The following is a 25,659-nucleotide window of genomic DNA, read 5'->3' as shown; positions in this document are numbered from 1 at the left end:
TGAACGCTGAACGCTGAACGCTGCGTTTTGCGTGCCGCATTCAGCGTCCTGTGTCTTTAATGCCGGAAATGACGCATGCCGGTAAAGACCATGGCGATGCCGTGCTCGTCCGCTGCAGCAATCACTTCTTCATCACGCATGGAGCCGCCGGGTTGAATCACCGCAGCAATTCCGGCCGCAGCGGCGTTGTCGATTCCGTCGCGAAATGGGAAGAAGGCATCGGAAGCCATCACTGAGCCAGGCACGGCCAGCCCGGCGTGCTCGGCTTTAATGCCGGCAATACGGGCGGAGTTGACGCGGCTCATTTGGCCGGCACCGACGCCCACAGTGGCGCCGTCTTTACCGTAGACAATAGCGTTGGACTTCACCATTTTGGCAACTTTCCAGGTGAACAACAGGTCGCGCATTTGCTCTTCAGTGGGCACCTGTTTGGTGACGACTTTTAAATCGGCCGCGGTAACGGTGCCATTGTCGCGGTCTTGTACCAACAGGCCACCGGCGACGCGTTTGTAATCAAAGTCGCTCGGCGCTGCGCCCCATTCGCCACATTCAAGCAGGCGCACGTTCTTTTTGGCGCTAACGACTTCAACCGCTTCGCGGGCAATGCTGGGGGCAATAATCACTTCGACAAATTGTTTGTCGACAATGGCTTTCGCCGTGGCTGCATCCAGTGGGCGGTTAAAGGCGATAATGCCACCGAAAGAAGATTCTGGGTCGGTGTCGAAAGCGCGCTGATAGGCGGCTAATAAATTATCGGCGCTGGCCACACCGCAAGGGTTGGCGTGCTTGACGATGACGCAGGTGGGCGCGTCAAACAGTTTGACGGTTTCCAGTGCGGCGTCGGTATCGGCGATATTGTTGTAAGAAAGCTCTTTGCCCTGCAATTGCTTTGCGGTGGCAATGGTGCCGGGGGCTGGATTTTTCTCGACAAAGAACGCGCTTTTTTGATGCGAGTTTTCACCGTAGCGCAGGGTTTGTACCTGCTGGAATTGGCTATTGAAAGTGCGTGGAAAGTTTTCATTACCACCTTCGACCATACGGCCGAAGTAGTTGGCGATGGCACCGTCGTAGGCGGCGGTGTGCTCATAGGCCTTAATCGCCAAGTCGAAGCGTGTTTTATAAGTGGTCGAGCCGTTGTTGGCGGCGAGCTCACTCAGCACTGTTGCGTAATCGGAGGCGTTGACCACAATGTTGACGTGGGCATGATTTTTCGCTGCGGCGCGAACCATGGTGGGGCCGCCGATATCGATATTTTCAATGGCGTCGGCCAGCGAGCAATCGGGGTTGGCAACGGTGTTCTCAAACGGGTATAGGTTGACCACAACCATGTCGATGCCGCCGATGCCGTGCTCTTGCATGACGGCGTCGTCCTGACCGCGACGGGCCAAAATGCCGCCGTGTACTTTGGGGTGCAAGGTTTTTACCCGGCCATCCATCATTTCCGGAAAGCCGGTGTAGTCAGAGACTTCCACGGCGGGAATGGCATTGTCTTTTAATAGACGAAAAGTGCCGCCCGTGGATAAAATTTCAACACCTTGCTGGTGCAGTGCGGTGGCAAATTCGACTATGCCGGTTTTGTCGGAAACACTAATGAGTGCACGTTTTACCGGTGCGAGGTCGGTAGGGTGGGTCATGGAGCTACGCATCCCGTTAAGTGTGGGCTGTTGTTCTGTTAGGCTGGAGGTCGTTGGGTTGGTGTCTGTTAAGACGCACAGGTCCAGTTAAGCTTGAGCAATCAGTCCGGTTAAAATAAAAGGGGTGGTAAAAACCACCCCAATCCCAAAATTTTCGTTGTACGCAACGCTTACAGTAGGCCGTACTGCTTGAGTTTTTTGCGCAAAGTGCCACGGTTTAACCCCAATACTTGAGCGGCGCGAGTTTGGTTGTGGCGGGTGTATTTAAGTACAACTTCTAAAAGCGGCGCTTCGACTTCGGCCATTACCATGTCGTAGACATTGCTAACCGATTGGCCGTCCAGGTGCTGGAAGTAATTTTCCATTGCCTGTTCAACGCTGCCGCGCAGGGATTGTCCCTGGGCGGGTTGTGCAACCTGTTCTTGGGGTGTGATAGGCGCATCAGTAATAAATGTTTCTGCTGAGTTCATGCCGCTTTTTCCTCTCGTTCTATCAGCGGTTCGAAGTATTGTCGAACGCTGGCATGTTGATCTTGTGGCGTTGCCAATTGGTTAAAATTGGCTCGAAAATCTCCTGTGTCGGCCAGTGTTTTTAGGTACCAGCCCAGGTGTTTGCGTGCTATTCGCGGCCCCATAACTGGGCCGTAAAAATTTGCCAACTCGGTGAGATGGCTTAACAGAATATCTCTGATTTCAATCAAAGACGGCTCCGGCAAATGTTGACCTGTACGTAAGTAATGGTCTATTTGCCGAAAAATCCAAGGGCGCCCCTGTGCGGCGCGGCCAATCATGACCGCTTGGGCCCCGGTGTGGCGCAATACCTGATCGGCCTTGTCGGCACTGTCGATATCGCCATTGCAAAACACAGGTATGCGACTGTGTGCGACAACATCCGCTATAGTGTCGTACTCGGCATTGCCTTCGAAGCGACAGGCTCGGGTCCGACCATGAATCGCTAAAGCGGCGATGCCTGCATTTTGAGCAATATCGGCAATGCGACGGGCATTGCGTTGCTCCGGGCTCCAGCCTGTGCGTATTTTCAGTGTGACAGGCACCTCGACAGCGCTTACGACTGCCTCGAGAATATCCCCCACTAATTTTTCGTTCTGTAGTAGCGCTGAACCCGCGGCTTTTTTACAAACCTTTTTTGCCGGGCATCCCATATTTATATCGATGATTTGTGCGCCGTTGATCACGTTTAAACGCGCGGCATCGGCCATCATCTGTGGGTCACCGCCGGCAATTTGTACCGAAATTGGACCCACTTCCCCTTTGTGGTCGAGTCTCATTTTACTTTTGCGGCTGTGCCACAAAGTGGTGTCAGAGGTGACCATTTCTGAAATAACCAGTCCCGCTCCCATGCGCCGGCAGAGCTGGCGAAAAGGTCGGTCCGTCACACCAGCCATAGGGGCTAAAATGACTTTGGAGTCGATTTGATAAGGGCCAATTTGAAACACTGTCAATTACCTAGCCGACTGTTACTTGAATGCTGATTTGGTCGCTTCTATACCGACATGGCCGGCCAAAAAGGGGGAGCTATGATACCTTTTTGTGGCGCGGTTGGGAACGCAGAAATTACACAGATTGGGCTTTTTTTAACCTAAATAATCCTTGACTTATGGGGGGATTATTGAATCTCTAGTCGATAGTTTACCGCCGCCTCACCCGGATCGGCCAGTTCTAAAGATAGGTGGATAGGTTGGTTTTTAGGCATAATCTTGCTGCCTGATAGTTCACCTTTTAAATATTCTTGCGGCTTGAAGATTCTGGACGCTACAGGCTTGTTGTTGATGTCGGTAAATGTAAGCTGCAAGTTGGGGTAAGCCTGATTGTATGTGGCGCCGTTGAGTACAATGGCATCCACTACCAGTGCGCGAGGGACATCGGGGTGGTTACGCACCACTAAATTAAACGTGCGAATGCTTTTATGGTCGCTCATTGCCGGCAGTTGGCAGCCTAGTAGTTCACAGGCGCTACTGTAGTAGGCGCGGTATGGTTCTTGTCGGCTGAAGCGGTCGAATTGCAGCCAGGCGACTTGTGCAAACAAGGTTAGCAGGGCGAGTACGATAGAGCTGCTCCACAGCAATTGTTTTTTCCAGTGTCGGGCGCTGGCCCCAGCCATTTCCACGGGCTCGGGGTCAATGTTGTACAACATACTGCTGCGATTGGAGTCAAAGGCGCTGAGCTTTTCGTTGAAGTTGTCGTCCGGCTCTTCTTCACGGGTTAAGTGAAATTTAGGTGGAGGTGGCGCTTGATGTTGCGAGGGCTCGGATGACTGGGTGCCGTCCAGCGAGTCGTCGCCGGTTATAGTTTCGCTCTGCCAGGCGTCCTCATCGGTCTCATCTTCGGTTAGCGGGGCGTCGTCAGTAGGTGGTTCGCCCTTGATTTGACTGATGGCGTTGGCGGCGTCCAGCGGTTGGTCATCGAGGTGTTCGTCGCCGACAATACTCAGGGGGGAGTCAAAGGTTGATTGGGCCGAGGGGCGAGGCTCTGGGTCGCTTTCGAGTAAGTTCTCTGCCCAAGACTCATCGGTATCATCGATAAAATCGTCTGGCTTGTCGTCCAGTTTACGGTCAAACAGCGAATGGCCAGACTTTTTCTCTTCGATAAAGAACATCTCTTCATCTTCGGTGTCTTCGGCATCCATGTTGTCGCTAATCAGCTGGTTATCGTCCAGCTCGCTTTCGCGATTGATTTGCTCTTGGTCGAAGGCCAGCCCAGTTGAGGGTGTCGCCTGCTTGGTTGTTGGTTGTGGTGGCTCAGGCGGAGTGATGTCTAAGTGTTCTTGCTGAGGTGCGGGCTGTTTTTTTGTTTTGACTGTTTTGGCGCTGGCTTTTTTCGCCGCCGTTGGTTTGCCGTCCACCAAATGTTTTTGCGCATTAAAAATATGCAAACAAGAGCCGCAACGAACCGCACCACGCGCTTTTTGGATTTGCGCTTGGGTAATGCGAAAAGATGTGCTGCATTCTGGGCAGCGGGTCACCATCTCGGCCATTGGGCGTTTTGCGTCCTTTATGGGTGTCGGTTTGTCGGTTTTAAAGCGGACTAGCCACTATATTACTGTTTTTTTTGGCCTACCAGTCGAACCCATTCTTCCTTTTGTGCAATGGGTTCAAATTCAAAGTGTTCAGTATAGGCGTCCATAACGGCTTGTGCTTGTGTGTTCAGTATACCCGATAGGCAGATTTTGCCGCCGGGCCGGGTGAGTTGGGTCAGCTCTGAGGCGAGCTCTGCCAGTGGGCCGGCTAAAATATTGGCCAGAACGATATCGGCGCTGTTTCCCGGCGCTTTTTGCGGTAGATAAACAGGCATGGCGGTGTCGGCAAGTCCGTTGCGCTCGGCGTTGTCGGCCGTGGCTAGCAGCGCTTGAGGGTCAATATCCACCCCGACCACATGTCGAGCACCAAGCTTGAGGGCCGCAATACCCAAAATACCCGAACCACAGCCAAAGTCGATTAGTTCAAGATCGGTCAAGTTTTGCTGGTCGAGCCACTGCATACACAAAAAGGTTGTGGGGTGAGTGCCAGTGCCGAAGGCGAGGCCGGGGTCGAGCAGGATATTGATCTTGTCGGGCTCGGGTGGTTCGCACCAGCTGGGGCAAATCCAGAGGCGTTCACCGCAGCAAATAGGGTGGAAGTTACTCATCCACTCTCGCTCCCAGTCTTTGTCTTCTAGTTGCTCCCACTGTAGATGACTCAGGGAGTGCCCGAGCTGTTGTTGCAGCTCGCGGCCTGTGCTCTGAGTGTCGATACCCGCTTCGTACAAGCCGGTGATTTTCACCTGATCCCACAGAGGGGTTTCCCCCAAGGCCGGTTCCAAAATAGGTTGGTCGGCGTTGTCTTCTAGGGTGACGGAGACGGCACCGCATGCCATTAAGGCGTCCTCAATGGCGGCGGTGTCGGCTCTGTTTGCAGTCAGTTTTAGTTGCAGCCAAGGCATAGAATGTTTGCACTGATGGCCCGGCTGGCGCCGGGCGTTAGATTAGTTTTCCAGCTTTTTTTCAAGGTAGTGAATATTGACACCACCTTCGCGAAAGGCCGTGTCACGCACCAGTCGTTGCTGCAAAGGAATGTTGGTGCGGATTCCGTCGATCACGGTCTCTTCCAATGCGTTGCGCATCCGGTTGAGGGCAATCTCGCGGTCTTCACCATGGGTAATCACTTTGGCGATCATGGAGTCGTAGTTTGGCGGTACGGTGTAACCACTGTACAGGTGTGAATCAACGCGCACGCCAAATCCGCCTGGAGCGTGGTAATTCTTGATCGTGCCGGGGCAGGGCATAAAGGTTTTTGGGTCTTCGGCGTTGATACGACACTCGAAGGCGTGGCCGCGAATGACAATGTCATCTTGAGTTAGCGATAATTTCTCGCCTGCGCAGACGCGAATTTGCTCTTTAATAATGTCGACACCAGTGACCATTTCGGTTACCGGGTGTTCAACCTGAACACGAGTGTTCATTTCAATAAAGTAGTAGTTGCCGTCTTCGTAGAGAAATTCAAAAGTACCCGCGCCTTTATAGCCGATATCAATACACGCTTGTACGCATGATTGAGCGGTGGATTCACGCACATCTTCGGGTATGCCCGGTGCTGGCGCTTCTTCCAGGACTTTTTGGTGGCGGCGCTGGAGCGAACAATCGCGGTCGCCCAAATGGATGGCGTTACCTTGTCCGTCGGACAGCACTTGTATTTCTACGTGTCGTGGATTTTGTAGAAATTTTTCCATGTACACAGTGTCGTCACCAAAGGCGCCTTTGGCTTCGCTTTGGGTGATGTGTATCGAGCTCATCAAGGACGCTTCGGTATGGACGACTCGCATGCCGCGACCACCACCACCGGCGGCTGCTTTGATAATAATGGGGTAGCCGATACGACGCGCAATTTCTTGGCAAGTGTCGCGATCGTCGGTTGGCAGCGGGCCGTCGGAGCCGGGCACAGTAGGGACGCCTGCCTTTTTCATGGCGGCAATGGCAGCCACCTTGTCACCCATGGTGCGAATAACGTTTGGATCTGGGCCAATAAATACAAAGCCACTTTTTTGCACTTGCTCGGCAAAATCAGCATTCTCTGCTAAGAAACCATAGCCTGGGTGTACCGCAATGGAATCGGTCACTTCCATGGCGCTGATGATGGCCGGAATGTTTAAGTAGCTTTGCGGCGACGGGTTGGGGCCTATGCATACGGACTCATCCGCCAGGCGCACGTGTTTTAAATCGCGGTCCACCTGGGAGTGGACGGCCACCGTCTTAATGCCCATTTCTTTACAGGCGCGTAGAATACGAAGCGCAATCTCGCCGCGATTGGCGATCAGGACTTTTTCAAACATAAACCAATTCCTCGAAATCTGTCAGCACGTTATTAGTGCTTTAGCCGTTGGGCGTAAAGCATGCGTTAGTGGCAGATAAATATTTAAACAATGGTCACTAGAGGTTGGTCGAATTCTACGGGTTCACCGTCATCTACGAGGATGGCTTCGATCACGCCAGACTTGTCGGCTTCAATCTGGTTCATCATTTTCATCGCTTCGATGATGCAGATAACGTCGCCCGCTTTAACGTGCTTGCCTACTTCGATAAAAGTCGGTGAGCCGGGGCTAGGTGAGCGGTAAAAGGTGCCGACCATGGGTGATTTCACCAGGTGGCCGGTGGGGGTGTTATCCGCTTCGCTGGCGCTCTCGGTGGCAGGTACTGGCGCGGCTGGCGCAGGGGCGGGCGCGACAGGCGCCTGCATAGGGGCGTAGGCTGGAGCGTTAAAGGCTACTTGGCCTGAGTTGCGGCTAATGCGCACAGACTCTTCGCCCTCTTTAATTTCCAGTTCGCCGATATCGGATTCTTCCAGAAGTTCGATCAGTTTTTTAATTTTACGAATGTCCATTGGACCCTCTCTTTATTTCGGGTGTTACTTTAATAGTTAGTTTATTCGCTTAAATGCGAAAGAGCTGCCGACAGTGCTAGTTGGTAGCCCTTAGGGCCAAGGCCGCAAATAACGCCCTCGGCTATATCAGAAAAATAGGATTTATGGCGGAATGCTTCACGTTTGTACACATTGGACAGGTGCACCTCGATAAAAGGGATGGCAACTCCCAAAAGTGCATCGCGCAGGGCGACACTGGTGTGCGTGAAGGCGGCCGGGTTGATGATAATGAAATCAACCCCTTCAGTGCGCGCATCGTGAATGCGTTCAATCAGTTCGTACTCGGCATTGCTTTGCAGGCACATCAAATGGTGGCCGTCATTGCGACACTGCTCAGTCAGAGCGCCATTGATGTCGTCCAGTGTATCGGCGCCATAGTGAGCGGGTTCACGCGTGCCCAATAAGTTCAGGTTTGGGCCGTGCAGCACTAATATGCTCGCCATGCTTTAATCCCTCGTTTGAACAGTGTTTGCCAAGTCAATCGGTTTGTTGGTCTGCGTTAATGCAGGTACAGGCCGCGAGTGTGCCGCAAAATCTTCGCGCTGTCCATGTAAAAGCCGCTTTTTCTCTACTTCGCCGACAATGGCTACACGTTTGCGGTTTTTTAAGGACTTTTACTCGCTCTAAAACATGCTGCCCGCTGCTGAGGTGAAGTTAAAATGACACGTTCGATACATATTCGCTGCCATTTCCTTCAAGTTAGCCGTTAAGTTAGCAAAACTCGCAGATTTTTCCACTAACATCGTAAAAAATGTCGCTATTTGTCTGTAAGTGGCGAAAACTTTTCCCGCAGATGCTCTTTACGTAACAGTTGTGGCAGTATTTCCCCAGGGCCTGAGCTGTTGGGAGAGAACCACAGATACAAGGGGACACCGCTGCGGCTGTAGGATTCGAGTACGCGGGTGATTTCTGGGTCCCTATTGGTCCAGTCGCCTTTTAAGGTAGCGATGTCTAATCGCTCAAAGGCTTCTTCAATTTCTTGAGTGTCGAGGGTAATACGTTCGTTGGCCAAACAGGTTATGCACCAATCGGCGGTAAAGTTCACGAAGACGGGGCGTCCTTGATCGCGCAGCTCTTGTAACCTTTGGTCGCTGTAAGCTTCCCAGCGCGAAGGCTCCGCTTGGCGGGTTAGACCCAGATAGGGAATCAGCAGCGCCGCGCACAGCGATAGTGTGCTGGTCAGCAGAATTAGGCCTCGCCACAAGGGTTGCTCTGGCCGGTACTGACGTAGCCAGAGGCCAAAGGCAAAGCAAACCAAACCCAGCATTAATAGAGCGATGGCATCGCTGTCTAATTGGCGGCCCAATACCCAGAGCAGCCAAACGGCCGTTAGGTACAGTGGAAAAGCAAGTGCCTGTTTAAGTACGTCCATCCAGCGGCCGGGTTGAGGCAGGTGCTGAATAAAGTAGGGGAAGTAGCACAGTAGTAATAAGGGCAGTGCCATGCCCAGCCCTAGGGCGACAAACACTGCCAGCGCTGCTGCCGCTGGTTGAGTGAGGGCGTAGCCCAGTGCGACCCCCATAAAGGGAGCTGTACACGGGCTGGCGACAACCGCGGCCAAAATGCCGGTAAAAAAGGAGCCGCTCAGTCCGTCACTCTCCGTCAGGTTTTGTCCGAGGCCCATCCAGCGATTACCAAAATTCAAAAATCCCGATAGTACGAGCCCCATCAGTAAAAACAGGTAAGCCAGTGCTGCCACTAATAGAGGAGATTGCAATTGAAACCCCCAGCCAATCGCCTCGCCACCAGCTTTGGCAATCAACAGAGCGGCGGCAAAGCCAACAAAGCAGGTCACAATGCCCAGAGTGTAGGCCCAGCCGTGGAGGGGCAGACGGGAGCGGTCGGCGTGAGTAAGGCTGAGCACCTTGATCGATAGCACCGGGAATACACAAGGCATTAGGTTGAGAATAACCCCGCCAAGTAGGGCGAAGATTAAGGCAGTCATTAACATGCCGGAGTCTTTATTGATGGTGGCCGTCGCCGCCTGGTGTTGTTCAAAGGTTTCGCGGTCGATACTTTCGGTTAACTCGCGAGCCGGGTCGATGGTTAAGAAGTCATCGTAGGGTGGGTAGCATAAACCTGCATCGGCGCAGCCTTGCGAGCGAATTTTGAGGTTAAACGGCGCTTCAGAGGCGGGCAGAGCGACCGTTAGTGTGGCTTGTCCGTAGTGCACGGCCATATTTTTCTCAAAATACTCATCGAACTTCTCGATGCTGCTTGAGAATATAGGGGTAAGCTGGGTGCCATCACTGCGTATAAGCTGGAATTGCTCTTGGTACAAGTAGTAGCCGGGCTCAATGTCCCAGTGAATAATGAGGTTGCCGTCTCTGACCCAGGTTGAGAGGAGATAGGCCTCGGTGACCTCTAAAAACTCCTGCGGTGCATCGTCAGTCAGATAGTTTGTATTTTGAACCGGTGACGACTCGGCATTGGTGCCGGGTATAAGGCTGGCGGAGTTTTTCGCGTTTACGGCCATTGGCAGGGTGCAAATGGCAATAATCAGAAGTAATAACAGGCGGTGCAATTTGGGCATGGTGTGTCAACGCTTGAGAGTGTGGGGGTATTTTGGCGATTATGCCTGATCTTTACAATTACTTTGAGACTTTGGCCTCAGTGATGAGTTCCCGATTGCTCATGCTTTCGCTATCACGATAAACTGGTCGGTGGCAGGTTGTTGAATTGGGGAGAGGTATGTTTACAGTTAAGAAAACGCTAGTGTGGGGCTGGATGTTGTGCGCCGCTTTAGCCGGGTGTGCAACCTCGCCACCTGAGCCAGTCGACCGGCCAGCTCCAGAGCCCAAGCCACAGCTGACAGAAACGCAAAAGCGCGAGCGGTATATCGCCGACCTCTTGTATGGGGCGGAGCGGGCCCTTTCTCGTGATCGCCTAATGATGCCCGGCTACGATAATGCCTACGACCGTTACAGCTCGGTGTTAGCGCTGGAGCCGAATAACAGCGAGGCAAAGCTGGGTATGCAGGCCATTGTTTTGCGCTATTTAGACATGGCTCGCAATGCGGCTCAGCGCAGCTATTTTGACAAGGCGCAAGCGTATCTGGATCGTGCCTCTGGTGTATTACCGGATAATGCAGCGGTTCAATCGTTGGTCGATCAGCAGCGCGAGGCTTTGGCGAAGCCCGAACCGCGCCTTGAAGCGCAAAACGCTCACCGACTGAGCACCACAGCGTTGGCCAAGCGAACAGATGAAATTAAGCAGCAACTGGCGCATTTGGCGCAAACGGCAAAAGAGCATAACCATATGGTGCTTATCGTCACCGGCTCAGACGGTCAGGGGCGGTGGGTGTACCAGACCATGCGTAAAGCGGTTCCCGGCTATTTATTGCGCGGCGATATTCAAGTGGGGGCACCGGCTCGAATTGAGCTATTGCCCCCTTTGTAATTCATAAGGAGTTAAGCGTGACATTAAAGCTTTGGTTAGGTGTGTTGCTGGGGGTGTCTATGACACTGCCAGTTTTGGCTCAATCTCCGCTGCAGGTCAGCGACGGGCATGTACGTTTACCTGTGCCCGGGCAAACAAAAGCCGCCGCTTTTATGCAGATTCATAACGCAACTGCGAACGATATAGAGCTGAGCTCTATTCAGTGCCAGTGCGCCTCGCGGGTGGAAGTACATTCTCATCGGCACGAAAATGGTTTAATGAAAATGCGACGCGAAGAGTCCTTGCCCTTACCTGCCAATGCATCGGTCACTTTGGCCCCGGGTGGTTGGCATCTTATGCTGTTGGATTGGAATACCACGATTCGCACTGGAGAAGATGTGCAATTACAGCTGACTTTTAGTGATGAATCTACCCAGTTGATAACATTGCCGGTAAAAAGTGTGTTTGATGGCGGCGAGCACCGTCACTCTCACCATCACTAACGCACAACGGAGGCCTTATGGCGCTGGAAAAAATCAAACAAGGTTGGCATAACATTACTCATCGAGAAAAATCACAAGCTTATAACGACAACGGAGATTCCGAGTCGACGGCACGCTGGGGTTGGCTGCTGATTCCTATCGTTTTACTTGGTTTAGCGTTGGTGGTGTTGGGTTGTTATTGGAGTTTTACCCCGACACTGTTTAATGTATCGGCTCGGACCGAGGCGGCCTTAGTTGAGTATGAACGCAAGTCGGTAGTGGGCGCGGCTACCACGGTAAGTTTAATTACTGTAGCCGATACCTTGCTGAACAAACCTGGCGGCTACCTAAGTAACGATGTCACTCCGCCCAGCTTGTGGCTGGATAATATGCCTCACTGGGAATATGGCGTGATCATACAAGTGCGGGATATGAGCAAAGCAATGCGTGAGGCCTTCAGTCGCTCACAATCGCAATCGTTAGAAGATGAAAATTTGGCCACGGCCGAATCGCGTTTTAATTTTAATAATGACAGCTGGTTATTCCCGGCCACTGAAAAACAATACCGTGAAGGTATTACCCATTTAAATCGCTATTTGCAACGTCTGGCAGACCCAGCCGATAAAAACGCCCAGTTTTTCGCGCGAGCGGATAATTTACGGTATTGGCTTTCGACCGTTGAAACACGACTTGGCAATTTATCTCAACGCTTAAGCGCCAGTGTTGGCCAGCAGCGTATTAATACCGACTTGGCTGGTGACTCGGTCGCCAGCCAGGCTACCCCCGCGCCGGGTGATGACTTTGTGAAAACGCCCTGGTTGGAAATCGATGATATTTATTTTGAGGCGAGAGGCTCGGCCTGGGCGCTGATTCATTTTTTGCGAGCAGTGGAGCACGATTTTGCCGATGTGCTGGAAAAGAAAAATGCCCTGGTAAGCTTGCGTCAAATTATTCGCGAGCTCGAAGCGACTCAGTACCGCATTCACAGCCCCATGATTTTAAATGGTAGTGGTTTTGGTTTATGGGCTAACCACTCACTGGTGATGGCGTCTTATATTTCACGTGCCAATGCGGCGATTATCGATTTGCGCGAACTTCTGGCTCAAGGATAAGTGCCTGGGGCCAAATAGAGGTAGCGTGTGTACAACGCATTTTTATTAACTCGTCACTGGCGCGACACCCACCGTGGTTTGGAGTTAGATTTGTGGTGGTCCACCGATACCGGGCCACTACAAACCCGTCACACCGCGCAAGAGGCGGTGTTTTTTATTCCTGAGCATAAACTGCAGTCGGCCCGCCAAATTCTCGCCACGCTGACCGGTTGGCACAGCAAAAGCGTGGCTTTAAAAAATCGCGATGGCAAACCGGTTGCTGCTCTGTATTTTCGTACGGTAAGCCTGGCTCGCGAAGCTGAAAAGCGCCTAACTTCTCATGCCATTCCTTGTTGGGAGGCCGATATACGCCCGCCTGAGCGTTTTCTTATGGAGCGCTTTATTAATGCCAGTGCCTGTATTGATGCATCGGGTGAGTCAGCTACCAAGCTGGTTAACCCGCGCCTGATGCCGACACAATATCGCCCGAGCTTGCGGATGGCCTCGATTGATATAGAAACCTCGATGGATGCCCAGTCGCTGTATTCAATTGGTGTCTGGTCCGATCAAACCCAATGCGTTTTTATGGTGGCTTCTTACTCCACAACCCATGTGCTGAAGTCTGGGGTCGATGTGGTGGTTTGTGACAGCGAAAGAGCGTGCCTTGAGGCTTTTTTAAACTGGCTTGCGCGCGAAGACCCAGATGCTTTAATTGGCTGGAATGTTATTCAGTTTGATTTGTGGGTGCTGCATAACATTGCCAAGCGCTTAAAGATTGAGCTGCGTTTGGCGCGAGGTGGCGGGCGCGTATACTGGCGCGAAGAGAAAGGCGAAGGAGGGCGGCGCTTTATCAGTGTTCCCGGACGGGTAATGCTCGATGGCATTGACTTGTTAAAAGCTGCCAACTATCAGTTTGAAAGCTTTAGCTTGGATTTTGTCGCCAGCCAGCTTTTGGGGGAGGGCAAGTTATTGCACGGCGCCGGTCGCGGTGAAGATATTACCCGTTTATTTGAGCAAGATAAATTGCAGCTCGCGCGTTATAACATCAAAGACTGCGAGCTGGTGTGGGACATCTTTGTGCAACAGCAATTGCTTGCATTTGCTGTTGCACGCAGCCAACTGACCGGTTTGTTGCTGGATCGGGTGGGTGGATCGGTAGCCGCTTTTGAATACAGCTACCTGCCGAGGCTGCACCGGCAGGGTTACATTGCCCCCAATTTAGGTGAGTTGCACACAGACATTGTCAGTCCCGGCGGTTATGTAATGGATTCCAATCCTGGGCTATACGATCATGTTTTGGTCTTGGATTTTAAAAGTCTGTACCCGAGCATTATCCGAACGTTTTTTATCGACCCCTGCGCTTTTTGGTCTACTCAGCAAACTCAATATAAAGGTAAAGATACCGTCCCCGGTTTTAATGGCGCTGAGTTTGATCGCCAGTGCGCTATTTTGCCCAGTATGATTGAAACCTTATGGCAGGCACGGGATGAGGCTAAAAAATCTGCTGATCTTCCGCTGTCCTATGCCATTAAAATCATTATGAATTCTTTCTATGGTGTCTTGGGCTCCAGTGGGTGTCGTTTTTTTGATCCACGGGTTGCCAGCTCCATCACTTTGAGAGGGCATGAGATTATTCAGCGCAGTAAGCAATGGATTGAATCTCAGGGGTATCAGGTGATTTATGGTGATACCGACTCGGTATTTGTTTGGCTGGCTACAAACGAGTCCGAATTGACCGATGACGCGGCTCGGAAAATTGGACATACTTTGGCCGAGGGGTTAAATCAATGGTGGCAAGACCTTTTATTGGCAGATTTCAAATTGCAAACCGCGTTAGAAATTGAGTTTGAAACCCATTATAAAAAGTTTCTAATGCCTACGATTCGCGGTTCGGAGGAAGGCAGTAAAAAGCGTTATGCCGGAATGGTCGCGGAGAACGGACAGCAAACGTTAGTGTTTAAAGGCTTGGAGTCGGTGCGCACCGATTGGACTGAGTTGGCGCGCAAGTTTCAAACCCAGCTGTACGAAAATATTTTTTTAGCCAAGCCCTACAAAGATCTGGTAGTGAACACACAGCAAGCATTAATGGCCGGTGAACTGGATGAACAGTTGGTTTATCGTAAACGACTGCGCCGACGTCTTAATGAATATGAAAAGAATATTCCCCCCCATGTGCAGGCCGCGCGCAAGTTAAAAGAATGGACCGGTGAAACCGTGCAACGTGGCGATTGGATTCGCTATGTGATTACCACCCAAGGGGCGGAGCCGGTCAGTGCCAGACACCACCCGATTGATTACGACCACTACCGCGAGCGGCAATTGGCACCGGTGGCCGATGCCATTCTTTACTTTCTCGATGATTCTATGGCGGCTATTACCGATCAGCAGTTGTCTCTGTTTGGCTGAGCACTAGATTCACGGATAGGCTATTACCAAGTGTTGATAGTTGCATTGGCACCGTCGACGATAACATCAAACTTAATGTTGGCTCCGTCAATTTCGATAGTGTCCGAGACGCTGCCGCCGGGAATGCCAGTACCGGTAACTGTGACGGTATAGGAACCATCGCTTTTGGCAATGCTATAGGCACCCGTGCTGGTGGTGGTTTCATCATCTCCGCTGACATCTACGTCAATATTATCCAAGCCTTCACCCACATCGTAAAAAGAATCGCCGTCGCTGTCATTGTAAACGACACCGGTAACAAAATAGTTATTGCCCGATTTGGCAAAATTTTGCGTCATCATGGACGATAAATACCAATCTTCACCGGTACCACTAAAGTCAAAAGTACCCACCATTTGCCCGGTGCCAACCTCGCGAAATTCAGGCCTAAGGATGTTTTCCCGATGGTATGCGGATTGAAAGAGCCCGGTGTTAGTCGGAGGGTTTCTACCCTCGTGGTGGAAGGTGATTTGCTGGGTTAAATTAATGCTCGTGCCACTGGTGCCACTGACGGCGATATTCTCCCCCGAGCGCCAGCTGCCAGAAAAATTGTAGCCCGCGGCGTTCATTCTTTGGGTGGCGCTACTACCACTTTCACCGGTGTGGGAGAAGGTGTCGGCATTAAGCATCCACTGACTGTGGTCGCGTGCGGCGTGCATCAAATCGGTGTTGAATGCCAGGGGCTGTTTCTGGTCGGGGCTTATTGTTCCCGGGGCTAAGTCATCGTTAAGGTCGATGCCATAGCGATCGGCCTCAGCCTGCGGGTCAAATCGAGCGCGGTTAATGAGCTCTACCATTAGCACTTCTTGGGCGGTAAAGGCATTTCTTTGGCTGCTGGTGCGCGGTGTTGCTGAGACTTCGGCGCTGTCGTCCGATTCCAGCGAGTCGGTGGTGGCTGTGACCACAAAGTAGTAGGTTGAATTGTTGGTTAGTCCGGTCACATTATGGGGTGAACTAACGTCTTCTTCCCAGTCGCCTCCGGTATAGGCGCCAATATTATCACTGGCAATATAGGGCTCGCGGGCCCAAAAAATATTGTAGCCAGTGGCGCCAGCGACATTTTCCCACTCCACGGTTACCGCTGCTGAGCTGGCATCAGTAGCGAGACTTGCTACGGCTGCCAAGCTGGAAATGGAGCTGGAGCTGGCTGAGCTTAAAGACGAACTACTGGGGCTGGAAGAACTGTTTGAGCTTGATGATGAATTGCTGGAGCTGGAAACGTCACTACTGCTGCTAGAGCTTTGCGCGCTCGATGACGAATTGCTGGAGTTACTGGAGGCAATACTGCTCGATGAGCTACTGGAGATCGGCGCACTGCTAGCGCTGGATGAGGCAGGCTCGCTGCCTGCGGAGCTTGAGCTGCTAGGCACAGCGGTATTTGTCGAGCTGCTACTCGAGAGATTCGACGTGCTAGAGGCGCTGGCAGAGCTGGGCGTTGAGCTGGCGCTCGAACTCGGAGGTGGATTTGGTGTGGAATTGGCCGTCGAACTTACACTGCTGCTGGAGACCACTGGGCTGGAAGAGCTACCTAGGCTGCTAGAGGAAATGACAGAGGCAACACTGGATGTGCTGGTCACAGGGGGCGATGAGGCAGAGGGGGAGTCGTCACCCTCATCCTGTGCACCGCCACAAGCGCTGAGCAGTAGCAATAGGCCGATACCGGCGATGTTTTTCATTGTGATCAATACCTTTTAAGCCTCAGAGTCTATTGATTCAGATTAGTACGTCTCGGCTCAAAACTAAAGCATCATTTCAAAGTTCGCTGGCAGGGTGTGAAATGCGACAATCTATTTAATATGGCGTTATATCCAGCGGGGATAATTGGCTAAGGGTCTTGTCACATTGGATGCTCAGGGGTAGTCTAGACGGCCCTATTTTTGTGAGTATGAAAAATCGATGGAAGAGGTCATAGACGAGCTTAAAAGCAGCGCCGAGTCCGTTCCGGTACCTTTAGAGTTGCCCGAGGAAGAGACTTTGGTGACGGTAGAGGAGGAGATTCTCCTGCCTATTCCGCGGGAAATGCGTCAATTTTTGCTTCATGCCAGCGATGTGGTTTACGGCTCCATCGAGCCGGTAACTGCGGCCGACCCTTATTCACACACCTATTTGCCTGAGGTGGCAGCGCAAGCCTGGGCCAATGGCGTGCCGCGTCATTTGGTGCCACTGTGCGAAGCGAACGGGCACTATTACTGCGTTGAGCCCGAAGGTGAAGTGGTTTTTTGGCGCGATGGCGACTTAACCGATGAGCGCTGGCCCTGTGTTTGGGATTGGGCTCGAGAGGTTTGGCTGGAAAGTTAGTCATAGCAACCGTTAACCAAGTTACCTCTAGCAGCCTGCTAGAGGTACTCTTAGAATAAATTGATCTTAACGCGGCGCATATCCCGGTCGAAAGCCTGAGTAGATAATGGTTTTTTTAACCGCCTGCTAGGTGTAGCTGCCGTCGAGATCAGCCATGTATATTCGCGATGCCAATCTGCAGCTTGAGGCGAGCCATAGTGCTCGCACTCGGGTTGAGACTCAGGAACATTTTGCTCTGCACTTTGCCAGTCCTGGCGAGGCCCCCGAGCGAATACCGAATCCATCAGCCATTTCTGCAAGCTCACCTTTACCTGCCTCCCCACCTGATTTATCCCGAGCTGGAGCCTTGCTGCGGCTGGAGCGTCAAGAACTGTCCTTTACCAACAGGCCCCTAACCGCTCAAGATCAATTACAAATTCTGGTTGTCGAGCAGCTTTACCGGCAAGCGACCGGCCGAGAGATGACTCTCAGTTTGCCCGAGCTGACACAGCCTGGAGCCACTTTCACCCTCGAGATTCCCATCGTTGCCCCTCGTGTAGCCGATACACAAAGAGCCCAGTTTGGCATGATCTACCAGAGAACGCAGCTCACCCAGGAGTCTGCCAATTTGCAGTTTCGTGCCACCGGTGAAGTGACCACACGGGAAGGGCGAACTATCAATATTGAAGCTGTACTCACCATGCAGCGCGACTATATACGGCGCGAGTCAGTGACCGTACGCGCTGGTAGTGCTGCTTTAATTGATCCTTTAGTGATTAATTTTGATGGCTTGGGAGCACAATTGAGTGATCAGCGTTTTGCATTTGATCTCGACAATAATGGTACTCGGGAGCAAATTGCCAGCTTGCGTGCCGGCAGTGGCTATCTCGCCTTAGATCGCAATCAAGACTGCAAGATTAATCATGGTGGTGAGCTGTTTGGGCCGAGTAGCGGCCAGGGGTTTACAGAGCTAGCTGAATTTGACGCGGACGCAAATGGATTTATCGACGAGGGTGATGCGATTTACGATAAATTGCGAATCTGGCGGCGATTTGACGATGGCACTGAGCAATTAATGGCGCTGGGACAAGCCGGCGTCGGAGCTATTTATTTGGGCCATGTTACCTCGCCATTTAGCCTTAAAGGTACCGATAATCAAACCTTAGGAGAAGTTGCCAGTACAAGTATTTACCTGCGTGAAGACGGCAGCGCGGGGGCAGTACAGCAGGTGAATTTGGCGGTGTAGATTAGCCAGACAGGCCCCGCGTTGCGGGGCCTGTTGTCATTTAATACAGCAGTACTGCCCCTGAATCGGGTGCACTGTTATCGGCAGCATCACCATCGACACCTGTTGCGGCACTGTCTTCGCGAATGCTTGCAATCGCGAGCGTAGCGCTGATGCCGTCCATCGCCAGTGAGTCGCCCCAACGATCGTTCGATTCGGTGGTTTTCCCTTTAATGTAGCGGGCTTGCTGCCAGCTGGTGTCAGTGCGTTTAAAGAGATAAACCGCGCCGCTGTTCGTGACGCTGTTGTCGGCCGCATCGCCCTCAATGCCGGTGGCCTGGCTGTCTTCAAGGTGTGCGCTGACCGCTAAGTATTGCCCATCGGCGGTCATGGCCAGGTCGTGGCCAAACTCGTCGTAAGCATCGGGGTGGCTGGCCTTGAGGTAAGCCGTTTGACTCCAGCTGTCACCCTGGTAGCTAAACACGTGTACCGCGCCGGATTTGTAGGCTGTATCTGGCTGTGTCTCTCCATCGCTGAGCTCTACCAACTCGGCGTAGTCTTCCGGGTCGCCATCAATACCGGTGGCACGGCTGCCATCACCCGGGGCCGCGGCGGCCAAGGTGTTGCCATCCGCCGATATGGCTAGAGCTGAGCCCAGAAACTGGCTGGTGTAGGTAAATGTGCTTTTGAGGTAGGCCTCTTGCGCCCAGGTTGTATCACTGCGGCGGAAGACATAGACCGCCCCCGAGGAAGATGCAATAGTGTCTTCGGGGGGCTCTTGGTTTATGCCGGTAGCGGCGCTGTCTTCACCGATGGCGCCCACTGCCAGTACATCGCCCGCTTGCGACAGCGCAATGCTGGAGCCAAACCGGTCGCCTGCCACAGGTGTTTCTGCTTTGACAAAAGCTTGCTGAGTCCAGTTGCCGTCGGTTTTGCTGAATACATAGACCGCACCCGCTTGGGGTAAGGTATTGTCGCTCTCATCTCCGTTGATTCCGCCCGAGGCACTGGCTTCATAGAGGGCGGCTACCGCCAGAGTGGTGCCGTCACCCGACAACTTTACCGCGTTGCCAAAGCGGTCTCCGGTGGTGTCGGAGTACTCGCTGGAGCTGGAGCTGCTGGTATTGGAGGTTGAGCTTTCACTGGAAGATGAACTGCTCTCCTCCTCTGGGGTGTTGGACGCCTTAATATAAGCCGACTGTACCCACGTGGCTTGGGAGCGCTCAAACAGGTAGACCGCCCCGGCCTCTGTAGCAGAATTGTTATCCTGCTCGCCGTTTATGCCGCGTGCGTTACTGTCTTCACGAATAGCGCTCACCGCTAGCGTATTGCCATCATCGGAGAGGTCAATGGAGTAGCCAAAGCGATCTTGAGTAATATAAAAATCGAGCTGGTTGCCGCTATCATCTTCCAGTGAGCGCTGTTGTTCAGTATTTGAAGCTTTAATATAGGCCTGTTGGGACCAACCCGCATCGGATAAATTGAAAACATAAACAGCACCGGTAGATACGTTGTTGTCGTTATTTTGGTCGCCATTAATACCGCGGCTGACTGAGTCCTCTTGGGTGGCACTAACCGCCAGAGTCATGCCGTCAGCGGACAAGGCGACATCCCAGCCGAACCAGTCGCCGGCTTCTGTATTAGACGCTTTTGCGTAGCCAATACTGTCGGCCATGGCATTGATGGCAATAGCTTGGTCAGAGTTAGTGCAGTCGTTAGCACTGACGCAAGCCTCGACCATATAGCGTGCATTGGCCCAGTCGTGCAAATGAACGCTGACAGTATCAAACAGTTCGGGCGCGGTGGTGTCTGCTCCTACTTGGGTGTAACCGCTGTTGCCGTCCGGGTCTTTGTATACCCGGTAAAAAGCGGCGTTCTCGACGGCGTCCCAGTGTATACGCAGCGTTTTGGCCGCAGCCCCTTCAATATTAATGCCGGGCCAGGCGGCTACACTGCTACTCGAAACACTGGATGAAACTGAGGAGCTGGACGAGGTCGTTGTGCTACTGGACGCGCTGGATGAGGTTTCTGAGTCGTCGCTGTCACTGCCGCAACCGGTTAGCGCCAGACAAAGTAGTAGGCTTGTCGTGACACTTGTGTATTTGGTGAGGGTGAAAAACTCGTCTCTCATGCAGCTCGATTCCTGAAATTGAAGGTAAGCGGGGGATTCTGTCTGCGTTGGCCTCGCGTGTCAACGCTATACCGGCCTAAGACCACGAGAAGAGGGAAGAATTCCCCCGCAATTGACAATTGCAGGGGGAGGGGGTTAGTAAATATAAACCGCGCCGGCATTTTCTCCGGTATCGTCACCTTGGTTACCTTGAGGTGTAGTCGCCCGGCTATCTTCGCCGGTTGCGGATACTGCCATTAAGTGTCCATCACTGGAGAGAGCTACTGAACGGCCAAACGTGTCATTGGCATCGGTGTTGCTGGCTTTAATGTAGTTGATCATTGCCCATTCCCCAGCCTCATCGTTTCGATAAACTCCTACTGCACCGGCGGCAGGTGCGCTGCTATTATCCCACCCATCGCTAATGCCTACGGCTTCAGAGTCATCACGCGGAGAGCCTATAGCCAGAAGGTTTCCGCTATTGTTAAGGCTCATGTGCCACCCAAATAGATCGTTTTCATCTGGCCGGGCAGCTTTAATAAAAGCTTGGTATTCCCACTGTTCGTTAGTGTTCTGTAGTAAGTAAACCGCGCCTGAGTCTTGTTCTGTTTCGAGCGTTGGGTCAAATACCAGAGATTCGATGGTAGATCTGGTTGTTAAATTTTGATAGTTACTGTCTTCGTATGGGGCTGCAATAGCCAACACTTTACCATTGCCTGACAGGGCTAGGCTGAGGCCGAATTCATCATCAATATCGTTGTTAATTGATTTGATGTATTGGGTGTGAACCCAGTTATCATCGACTAAGTTTAAGATATGAACAGCACCAGAGCTTTTGGCTCGATAGTCCGTTTCCGAGCTGTTGATCCCTTCTGAAGCGGAGCTGTCACCAGGTGCCCCCACAGCTAACACGTCTCCAGAGTCTGAGATAGCCAAGCCATAACCAAATCTAGAGGGGCTTTTTTCATAACAGACATTGTTATCAGGTCTGGGGTCGAAGCAGAAGCGTTCGGGGTGAGAGCCGGTTGAAGGCTTTATATAATGTGTTTGAGCCCAGCCTTCGTTAGTATTTTCAAACATATATACAGCCCCGGCTAAAGGGATGCTGTTATCTTCGGGGTCACCGTTGTGGTTTGCTGCACTAGCTTCATATGGGGAGCTAATGACAATTTTTTTGCCATCGGGTGTCATATCTAAGCGAATACCAAAATAATCCTCTCTATCAGCATTTGACGCTTTAAAATACGCTTCTTCGACCCATTCCTCTCCATTTTGGGCGTAAAGGTAGGCAGCACCAGTATCTAGCTCTTTTGTGCTTCGATCTTCGGCGTTGACAGTTCTACCTCCACCATTTTCTCCAGGCGCGCTAATAAGAATTTTTGAGCCGTCTTGAGTGAGTGCGATGGCATAACCAAATAATTCATTGATGCCGGAGTTGGGTGTTGGGTTGTCAATTGTTCCGGCTAAGGACCAATTGCTATCTGACTGCCGGTATATATAAACCTTGCCTACGGATCGGTCTTCTTTTCCATCATCACCTAAGCGGTTGTAATTTGGTGCTCCAACAGCAATGGTCGATGCATCGTCGGACATGGCCAAGCTGAAGCCGAATGAAGAGTTTTCGAGCAGATCTGAAGCTTTTAGGTAACCAATAGTCTCAAGCATTTGATCTTGTATGGAAATGGCAGAGGAGCCTTGGCAACCGTAATTATTACAGGCCTCTACCATGTAGGTGGCCTCTGGCCAATTGTGAAGATGTGCAGAGAGAGAAATATCAAAAGAAGTAGTGGTCACCGAGCCACTTATGTCTTCGAAGCCGGAGCTGCCATCGATATTACTATATACCCGATAGAAATCAGCGTTTGGTGTCTCATCCCAACTTAGTGTCAACGTTTTCACAGATGTGGCAGTTTCGACCAGTGGTGTAGTCGGGGGCGATGTGTTAGAAACGCCATTTTGTGGGCTACTTCCACCGCAAGCAGTTAAAAATACTGCCGTACTAGCTAATACCCAAGGTACTACTTTGTGAGTGATTAAGTAGGTCATATTTATCTCCATAAAAGTGTTATTTCAGTTGTTAACTTAACAGAGAGCGTGGGGGAATAAACGCGGTAATTTGTTAAAAATCTTTACCTGTTGGGATTGCCTGCGGCTGGGTAGCAGTGCAGGTTCAATGTATAGGCGTTGTTACAGGGGCCAGCGGTGGCGTGGTCTAGGGTTGGATATACTCAATTCCCTCGATCTTCTCGCCCCAAAATTGTGGAGATTTAACATCACTTTTTGTGACCTCTAGAGTTAACCCCGCATTGCCGTAACCCTGAAAATAATTGAGTTCGAGCAGGTGCTCGCCGACTTCTAATGTTTGGTAACACGCCTGCTTGCGATAAGGCCTGTCGCCTGGAAATTGGCAGAGTACGTTGCCGTCGATGGCGAGTCGAAAGCCGTCATCGCTACCCGTTAAAAATCGGTATCGGCCTGACTCGGTCACCTTAAAGCGTGATTCGATATCGGCAAAAAAGTTTTCTGACCAGCCTAGTGGGCCGAGCTTGGGGTGTTGGAAGCGACTGCGTTCATTTAATTCAATACGGTCAATGACCATCTCTCGCGATTCAGAAATAGTGCGAGGCTGATTGATTTTGACAATATTGTTGCGGCTTTTACTTAAGGTCAGAGTGAAGTTTGGTTCCACACTCGGTGGAATCAATCGGTAAATAATGACACTTACGGTCGCGGCGATAAGCACAGAGAAAATAGTATTGCGATTAATCAACGGACTAACTCCAATTGCCAGAAATCAAACCAGTTGCGCAATTCAAACTGAGCTTCAGATAGTGGCCAGCTGTAGGTAAACGGAGAGAAAAAAGCGAAGACGCCAAAGGCAAGTATTACATAGGCCGCTAGGTTGATCAGTGTGTGACGACTGCCGCGCGCGAGCTGATCGTAAAATACATACTGAAATATCAATGCCAGGTTCACCACCCCAAATATTAATGGCATCAGATAATGATACATATACATGACTCGTTCAATTTGCAAAATAGCCATCATGTAGCTGATGTACAGGGTGGTAAACGCCACAACCCAGTTAAAAAGAGCGGTGTCTTTGACGGGGTTTTGATAAATAAACCGGCTAATAATAAGCCCCACTGACAACACAATGCCGGCCAATACCGAGAACCAAACCACCGGATTGGCGACCAGATTGTGGTAGCGCACATAAGTAGTGCCATCAGTGGTGCGTTTAGACCAGCGATAGTTAATAGTTTTCGTGCCGAGTGGCCAGCCGAGCAATGAACTGCCGTTTTCGCCGACTTTGCAAACATCTAAACTGGGAACGCCATCGGCGTATTCAGACATAAAGCGCCAGTTATCGGGCAGCGCGGCAAAATAGGTCGTCAATGACCAGCTGCCGTTTTCTTCTAAGGATTGGCGGTATTCGGGGCTGGATTTATACGTGTTGTGGCTCGCAAGCTCTGAGCCGAGGCCGATATGCAGATAGAACATGCCCAGCACCACCAAGATCATTGGGCTAACACCGCTCGGTACGGTAGTCGTAAGACGGCGAATGAGAGCGAGCCAGTCTTTATTGCACAGGTTTTGCCATTGGTCGGCGCCGTAGAGCATAACAAACAGCAGTAAAAGTACCGCGCCGTTGATTTTGACGGCAATAGCCAAGCCAATCCAAAGCCCTAGGTAAGCATAATGTTTGAGTCGGATCGGGTTGTTGTCACGATACTTACCCGTAATGGCACGGGTCATTTGGTAGAGCGCGCCAAGCACAAAAAACAGCTGTATCCCTTCCAGCATAGCGGCCCGAGAGTGTATCACCAGTGCATTGTCGAAGATCAGAAAAAAACTAAAGGCAAAAGCCACATGTAAATTGGCGGTAATACGGCGTACTGAACCGTAAAAAAACAGCACGGCTAAGCCCATCATTAGGGCCGAGGGAAGACGAAAGGCGGCATAATGTATGCCGTCTTCGGGCATATGGTTGTCTTTAATATAGTCTGTGGTTAAAAACTTCGACTTATCGGCCTCTCGGTTCAGACCTAGCAGCGCTTCACTGCCGGCGATCAGCAGCTTGCCCAACGGCGGATGCGGCTCCATATACATGACGCCATCAATGTATTTTTGCGCCGAGGCAATATGGTAATTCTCATCCCAAAACAGTGCGTTTGGATGACCTGGGTCGGTGGTGTAAACACTCAAAGAGCACACCAGCAAAATCCCAATATAAACTTTATGTAGATGTTTTTTTAATTGTGCGCGCATGGTACCGGTTTTGTTTATTGTATGGCCGCACCCAGAGCGAGTCTCGGAGTGCGGCTATAAATTACAGGGTTTTTAAATACTCTACCAGTGCCAGGCGTTGATTATGATTCATAGGTGGCATTTTTTGGGTCAGTGGTTGGCCGTTTTCGTTGCGTTTAATATCGCCCTCGGCGTTGCGAATCACCACCGGCGTATTGCCAGCTGCGTATTCGTGGCCCCGGTTGCTGTTGCCGGGTAGCGTTGTATTAAAGATGAATAATTCGGGGTAGCTGTCGGCCTGTTTTTGCTGGAATCCCACCTTAATGGGGTCGAGCTCCACCGAGCCCACGGTAAATTGAGAAGGGCGGCAGTTGACCTCGCTCGCGCTTGCTTCACACGCGGGCAAGAACAAATCGTATAAAGTCGGAATGGATCCGTTGTGCAGGTAAGGTGCAGTCGCCCAAATACCGTTCAGCGGACGGGCCTTATAGGCTTGCAAGCCCACCGGCGAGCTCGCATCAACGGTGGTAAAATCCAGGTGTTTACGATGTTTCGTTAACCCCTCGGGGTTATCAATAACCGTTTCACCCAAATCTTCGGCGGCCTCAATGGCTTCTTTTAGTTTATTGTTGCTGGCGATGGCGCCAAGAATGACACCTTCCCCCGCTTTTTTCAGCGCAAACAATACCGGCGTTTGCGGACCAAACACGCCTTGTTCCGGTGCGGTTGAGTCGATTAGCTCCCCTTCAAAATAACCGCTCAACCCTTCATAGGTAAGCGCATTGATGGCCATTTGCGGGTCGGTGCCAATATGTTGTAGTGAGCTCATTTGGGCCGTTACACGGCGCCCGGGGC

22 protein-coding genes are annotated in these 25,659 nt (G+C 51.6%); 7 read left to right on the top strand and 15 right to left on the bottom strand.

Annotated features, from left to right (window positions below):
• Positions 1–56: 56 nt before the first annotated feature.
• The 9 genes from purH to Q4526_RS06190 form a co-directional block, all read right to left on the bottom strand.
• Positions 57–1,634 (bottom strand): bifunctional phosphoribosylaminoimidazolecarboxamide formyltransferase/IMP cyclohydrolase, encoded by a 1,578-nt coding sequence (purH, locus tag Q4526_RS06230; protein WP_215976067.1) that lies wholly within the window; start codon positions 1,632–1,634, stop codon positions 57–59.
• 170 nt (positions 1,635–1,804) lie between these two features.
• Complete coding sequence (gene fis, locus Q4526_RS06225; RefSeq protein ID WP_215976066.1) at positions 1,805–2,104, bottom strand: DNA-binding transcriptional regulator Fis; 300 nt, start codon at positions 2,102–2,104, stop codon at positions 1,805–1,807.
• Positions 2,101–3,096: a tRNA dihydrouridine synthase DusB gene (gene dusB / locus Q4526_RS06220; protein WP_303609558.1), complete on the bottom strand. Its 996-nt coding sequence runs from the start codon at positions 3,094–3,096 to the stop codon at positions 2,101–2,103. The genes fis and dusB overlap by 4 nt, the downstream gene beginning before the upstream one ends.
• Positions 3,097–3,260: 164 nt before the next feature.
• A complete protein-coding gene (locus Q4526_RS06215; RefSeq protein WP_215976065.1) occupies positions 3,261–4,628 on the bottom strand; it encodes a DUF3426 domain-containing protein in 1,368 nt (455 codons plus the stop codon).
• A gap of 62 nt (positions 4,629–4,690) precedes the next feature.
• Positions 4,691–5,572: a 50S ribosomal protein L11 methyltransferase gene (gene prmA / locus Q4526_RS06210; protein ID WP_215976064.1), complete on the bottom strand. Its 882-nt coding sequence runs from the start codon at positions 5,570–5,572 to the stop codon at positions 4,691–4,693.
• 42 nt (positions 5,573–5,614) lie between these two features.
• Positions 5,615–6,958, bottom strand: a complete 1,344-nt coding sequence (gene accC, locus Q4526_RS06205; protein ID WP_215976063.1) for an acetyl-CoA carboxylase biotin carboxylase subunit — start codon at positions 6,956–6,958, stop codon at positions 5,615–5,617.
• A gap of 83 nt (positions 6,959–7,041) precedes the next feature.
• The gene (gene accB / locus Q4526_RS06200) at positions 7,042–7,506 is read right to left on the bottom strand and encodes an acetyl-CoA carboxylase biotin carboxyl carrier protein (RefSeq protein WP_215976062.1); all 465 of its coding nucleotides are present in this window, start codon (positions 7,504–7,506) and stop codon (positions 7,042–7,044) included.
• A 41-nt stretch (positions 7,507–7,547) separates the two neighbouring features.
• On the bottom strand, positions 7,548–7,988 hold the full coding sequence (gene aroQ, locus Q4526_RS06195; RefSeq protein WP_215976061.1) for a type II 3-dehydroquinate dehydratase: 441 nt from the start codon (positions 7,986–7,988) through the stop codon (positions 7,548–7,550).
• Positions 7,989–8,302: 314 nt separating this feature from the next.
• Positions 8,303–10,078: a protein-disulfide reductase DsbD gene (locus Q4526_RS06190; protein ID WP_303609557.1), complete on the bottom strand. Its 1,776-nt coding sequence runs from the start codon at positions 10,076–10,078 to the stop codon at positions 8,303–8,305.
• A gap of 158 nt (positions 10,079–10,236) precedes the next feature.
• Here Q4526_RS06190 and Q4526_RS06185 point away from each other — a divergent pair, with 158 nt between their 5' ends.
• Genes Q4526_RS06185 through Q4526_RS06170 form a run of 4 tightly spaced genes read left to right on the top strand, consistent with a single transcriptional unit; the run spans position 10,237 to position 14,902 of the window.
• Positions 10,237–10,944 carry a hypothetical protein gene (locus Q4526_RS06185; RefSeq protein ID WP_215976060.1) on the top strand — a complete coding sequence of 236 codons (708 nt, stop codon included), beginning with the start codon at positions 10,237–10,239 and terminating at the stop codon, positions 10,942–10,944.
• Between the two features lie 17 nt (positions 10,945–10,961).
• Complete coding sequence (locus Q4526_RS06180) at positions 10,962–11,426, top strand: copper chaperone PCu(A)C (protein WP_215976059.1); 465 nt, start codon at positions 10,962–10,964, stop codon at positions 11,424–11,426.
• Positions 11,427–11,443: 17 nt separating this feature from the next.
• Positions 11,444–12,517, top strand: a complete 1,074-nt coding sequence (locus Q4526_RS06175) for a DUF2333 family protein (RefSeq protein ID WP_215976058.1) — start codon at positions 11,444–11,446, stop codon at positions 12,515–12,517.
• A gap of 27 nt (positions 12,518–12,544) precedes the next feature.
• Positions 12,545–14,902: a DNA polymerase II gene (locus Q4526_RS06170; protein ID WP_215976057.1), complete on the top strand. Its 2,358-nt coding sequence runs from the start codon at positions 12,545–12,547 to the stop codon at positions 14,900–14,902.
• 23 nt (positions 14,903–14,925) lie between these two features.
• On the opposite strand, the gene Q4526_RS06165 is transcribed toward Q4526_RS06170, so the two are convergent.
• A complete protein-coding gene (locus Q4526_RS06165) occupies positions 14,926–16,014 on the bottom strand; it encodes a CAP domain-containing protein (RefSeq protein WP_215976056.1) in 1,089 nt (362 codons plus the stop codon).
• Here Q4526_RS06165 and Q4526_RS06160 point away from each other — a divergent pair.
• From Q4526_RS06160 to Q4526_RS06150, 3 genes are all read left to right on the top strand, one after another.
• Positions 15,986–16,636 carry a hypothetical protein gene (locus Q4526_RS06160; RefSeq protein WP_215976055.1) on the top strand — a complete coding sequence of 217 codons (651 nt, stop codon included), beginning with the start codon at positions 15,986–15,988 and terminating at the stop codon, positions 16,634–16,636. The two genes, Q4526_RS06165 and Q4526_RS06160, sit on opposite strands and share 29 nt — an antisense overlap.
• 201 nt (positions 16,637–16,837) lie before the next feature.
• Entirely contained in the window at positions 16,838–17,239 is a 402-nt protein-coding gene (locus Q4526_RS06155) for an SMI1/KNR4 family protein (RefSeq protein ID WP_215976054.1), read from the top strand.
• A 154-nt stretch (positions 17,240–17,393) separates the two neighbouring features.
• Complete coding sequence (locus Q4526_RS06150; RefSeq protein WP_215976053.1) at positions 17,394–18,464, top strand: hypothetical protein; 1,071 nt, start codon at positions 17,394–17,396, stop codon at positions 18,462–18,464.
• A 40-nt stretch (positions 18,465–18,504) separates the two neighbouring features.
• On the opposite strand, the gene Q4526_RS06145 is transcribed toward Q4526_RS06150, so the two are convergent.
• The 5 genes from Q4526_RS06145 to Q4526_RS06125 form a co-directional block, all read right to left on the bottom strand.
• A complete protein-coding gene (locus tag Q4526_RS06145; protein ID WP_215976052.1) occupies positions 18,505–20,574 on the bottom strand; it encodes an FG-GAP repeat protein in 2,070 nt (689 codons plus the stop codon).
• Between the two features lie 135 nt (positions 20,575–20,709).
• Positions 20,710–22,599 (bottom strand): FG-GAP repeat protein, encoded by a 1,890-nt coding sequence (locus Q4526_RS06140; protein ID WP_215976051.1) that lies wholly within the window; start codon positions 22,597–22,599, stop codon positions 20,710–20,712.
• A 166-nt stretch (positions 22,600–22,765) separates the two neighbouring features.
• The gene (locus Q4526_RS06135) at positions 22,766–23,323 is read right to left on the bottom strand and encodes a PA14 domain-containing protein (RefSeq protein WP_215976050.1); all 558 of its coding nucleotides are present in this window, start codon (positions 23,321–23,323) and stop codon (positions 22,766–22,768) included.
• A complete protein-coding gene (locus Q4526_RS06130; protein ID WP_303609556.1) occupies positions 23,320–24,771 on the bottom strand; it encodes a phospholipid carrier-dependent glycosyltransferase in 1,452 nt (483 codons plus the stop codon). The genes Q4526_RS06135 and Q4526_RS06130 overlap by 4 nt, the downstream gene beginning before the upstream one ends.
• A gap of 115 nt (positions 24,772–24,886) precedes the next feature.
• On the bottom strand, positions 24,887–25,659 hold a 773-nt coding region (locus Q4526_RS06125), incomplete at its 5' end, for a di-heme-cytochrome C peroxidase (protein WP_303609555.1).

The organism is Gilvimarinus sp. 2_MG-2023 (assembly GCF_030547685.1).
Classification (GTDB): Bacteria; Pseudomonadota; Gammaproteobacteria; order Pseudomonadales; family Cellvibrionaceae; genus Gilvimarinus.
The sequence above is the reverse complement of the archived record's forward strand: the minus strand, read 5'-3'. Positions and strand labels throughout refer to the sequence as shown.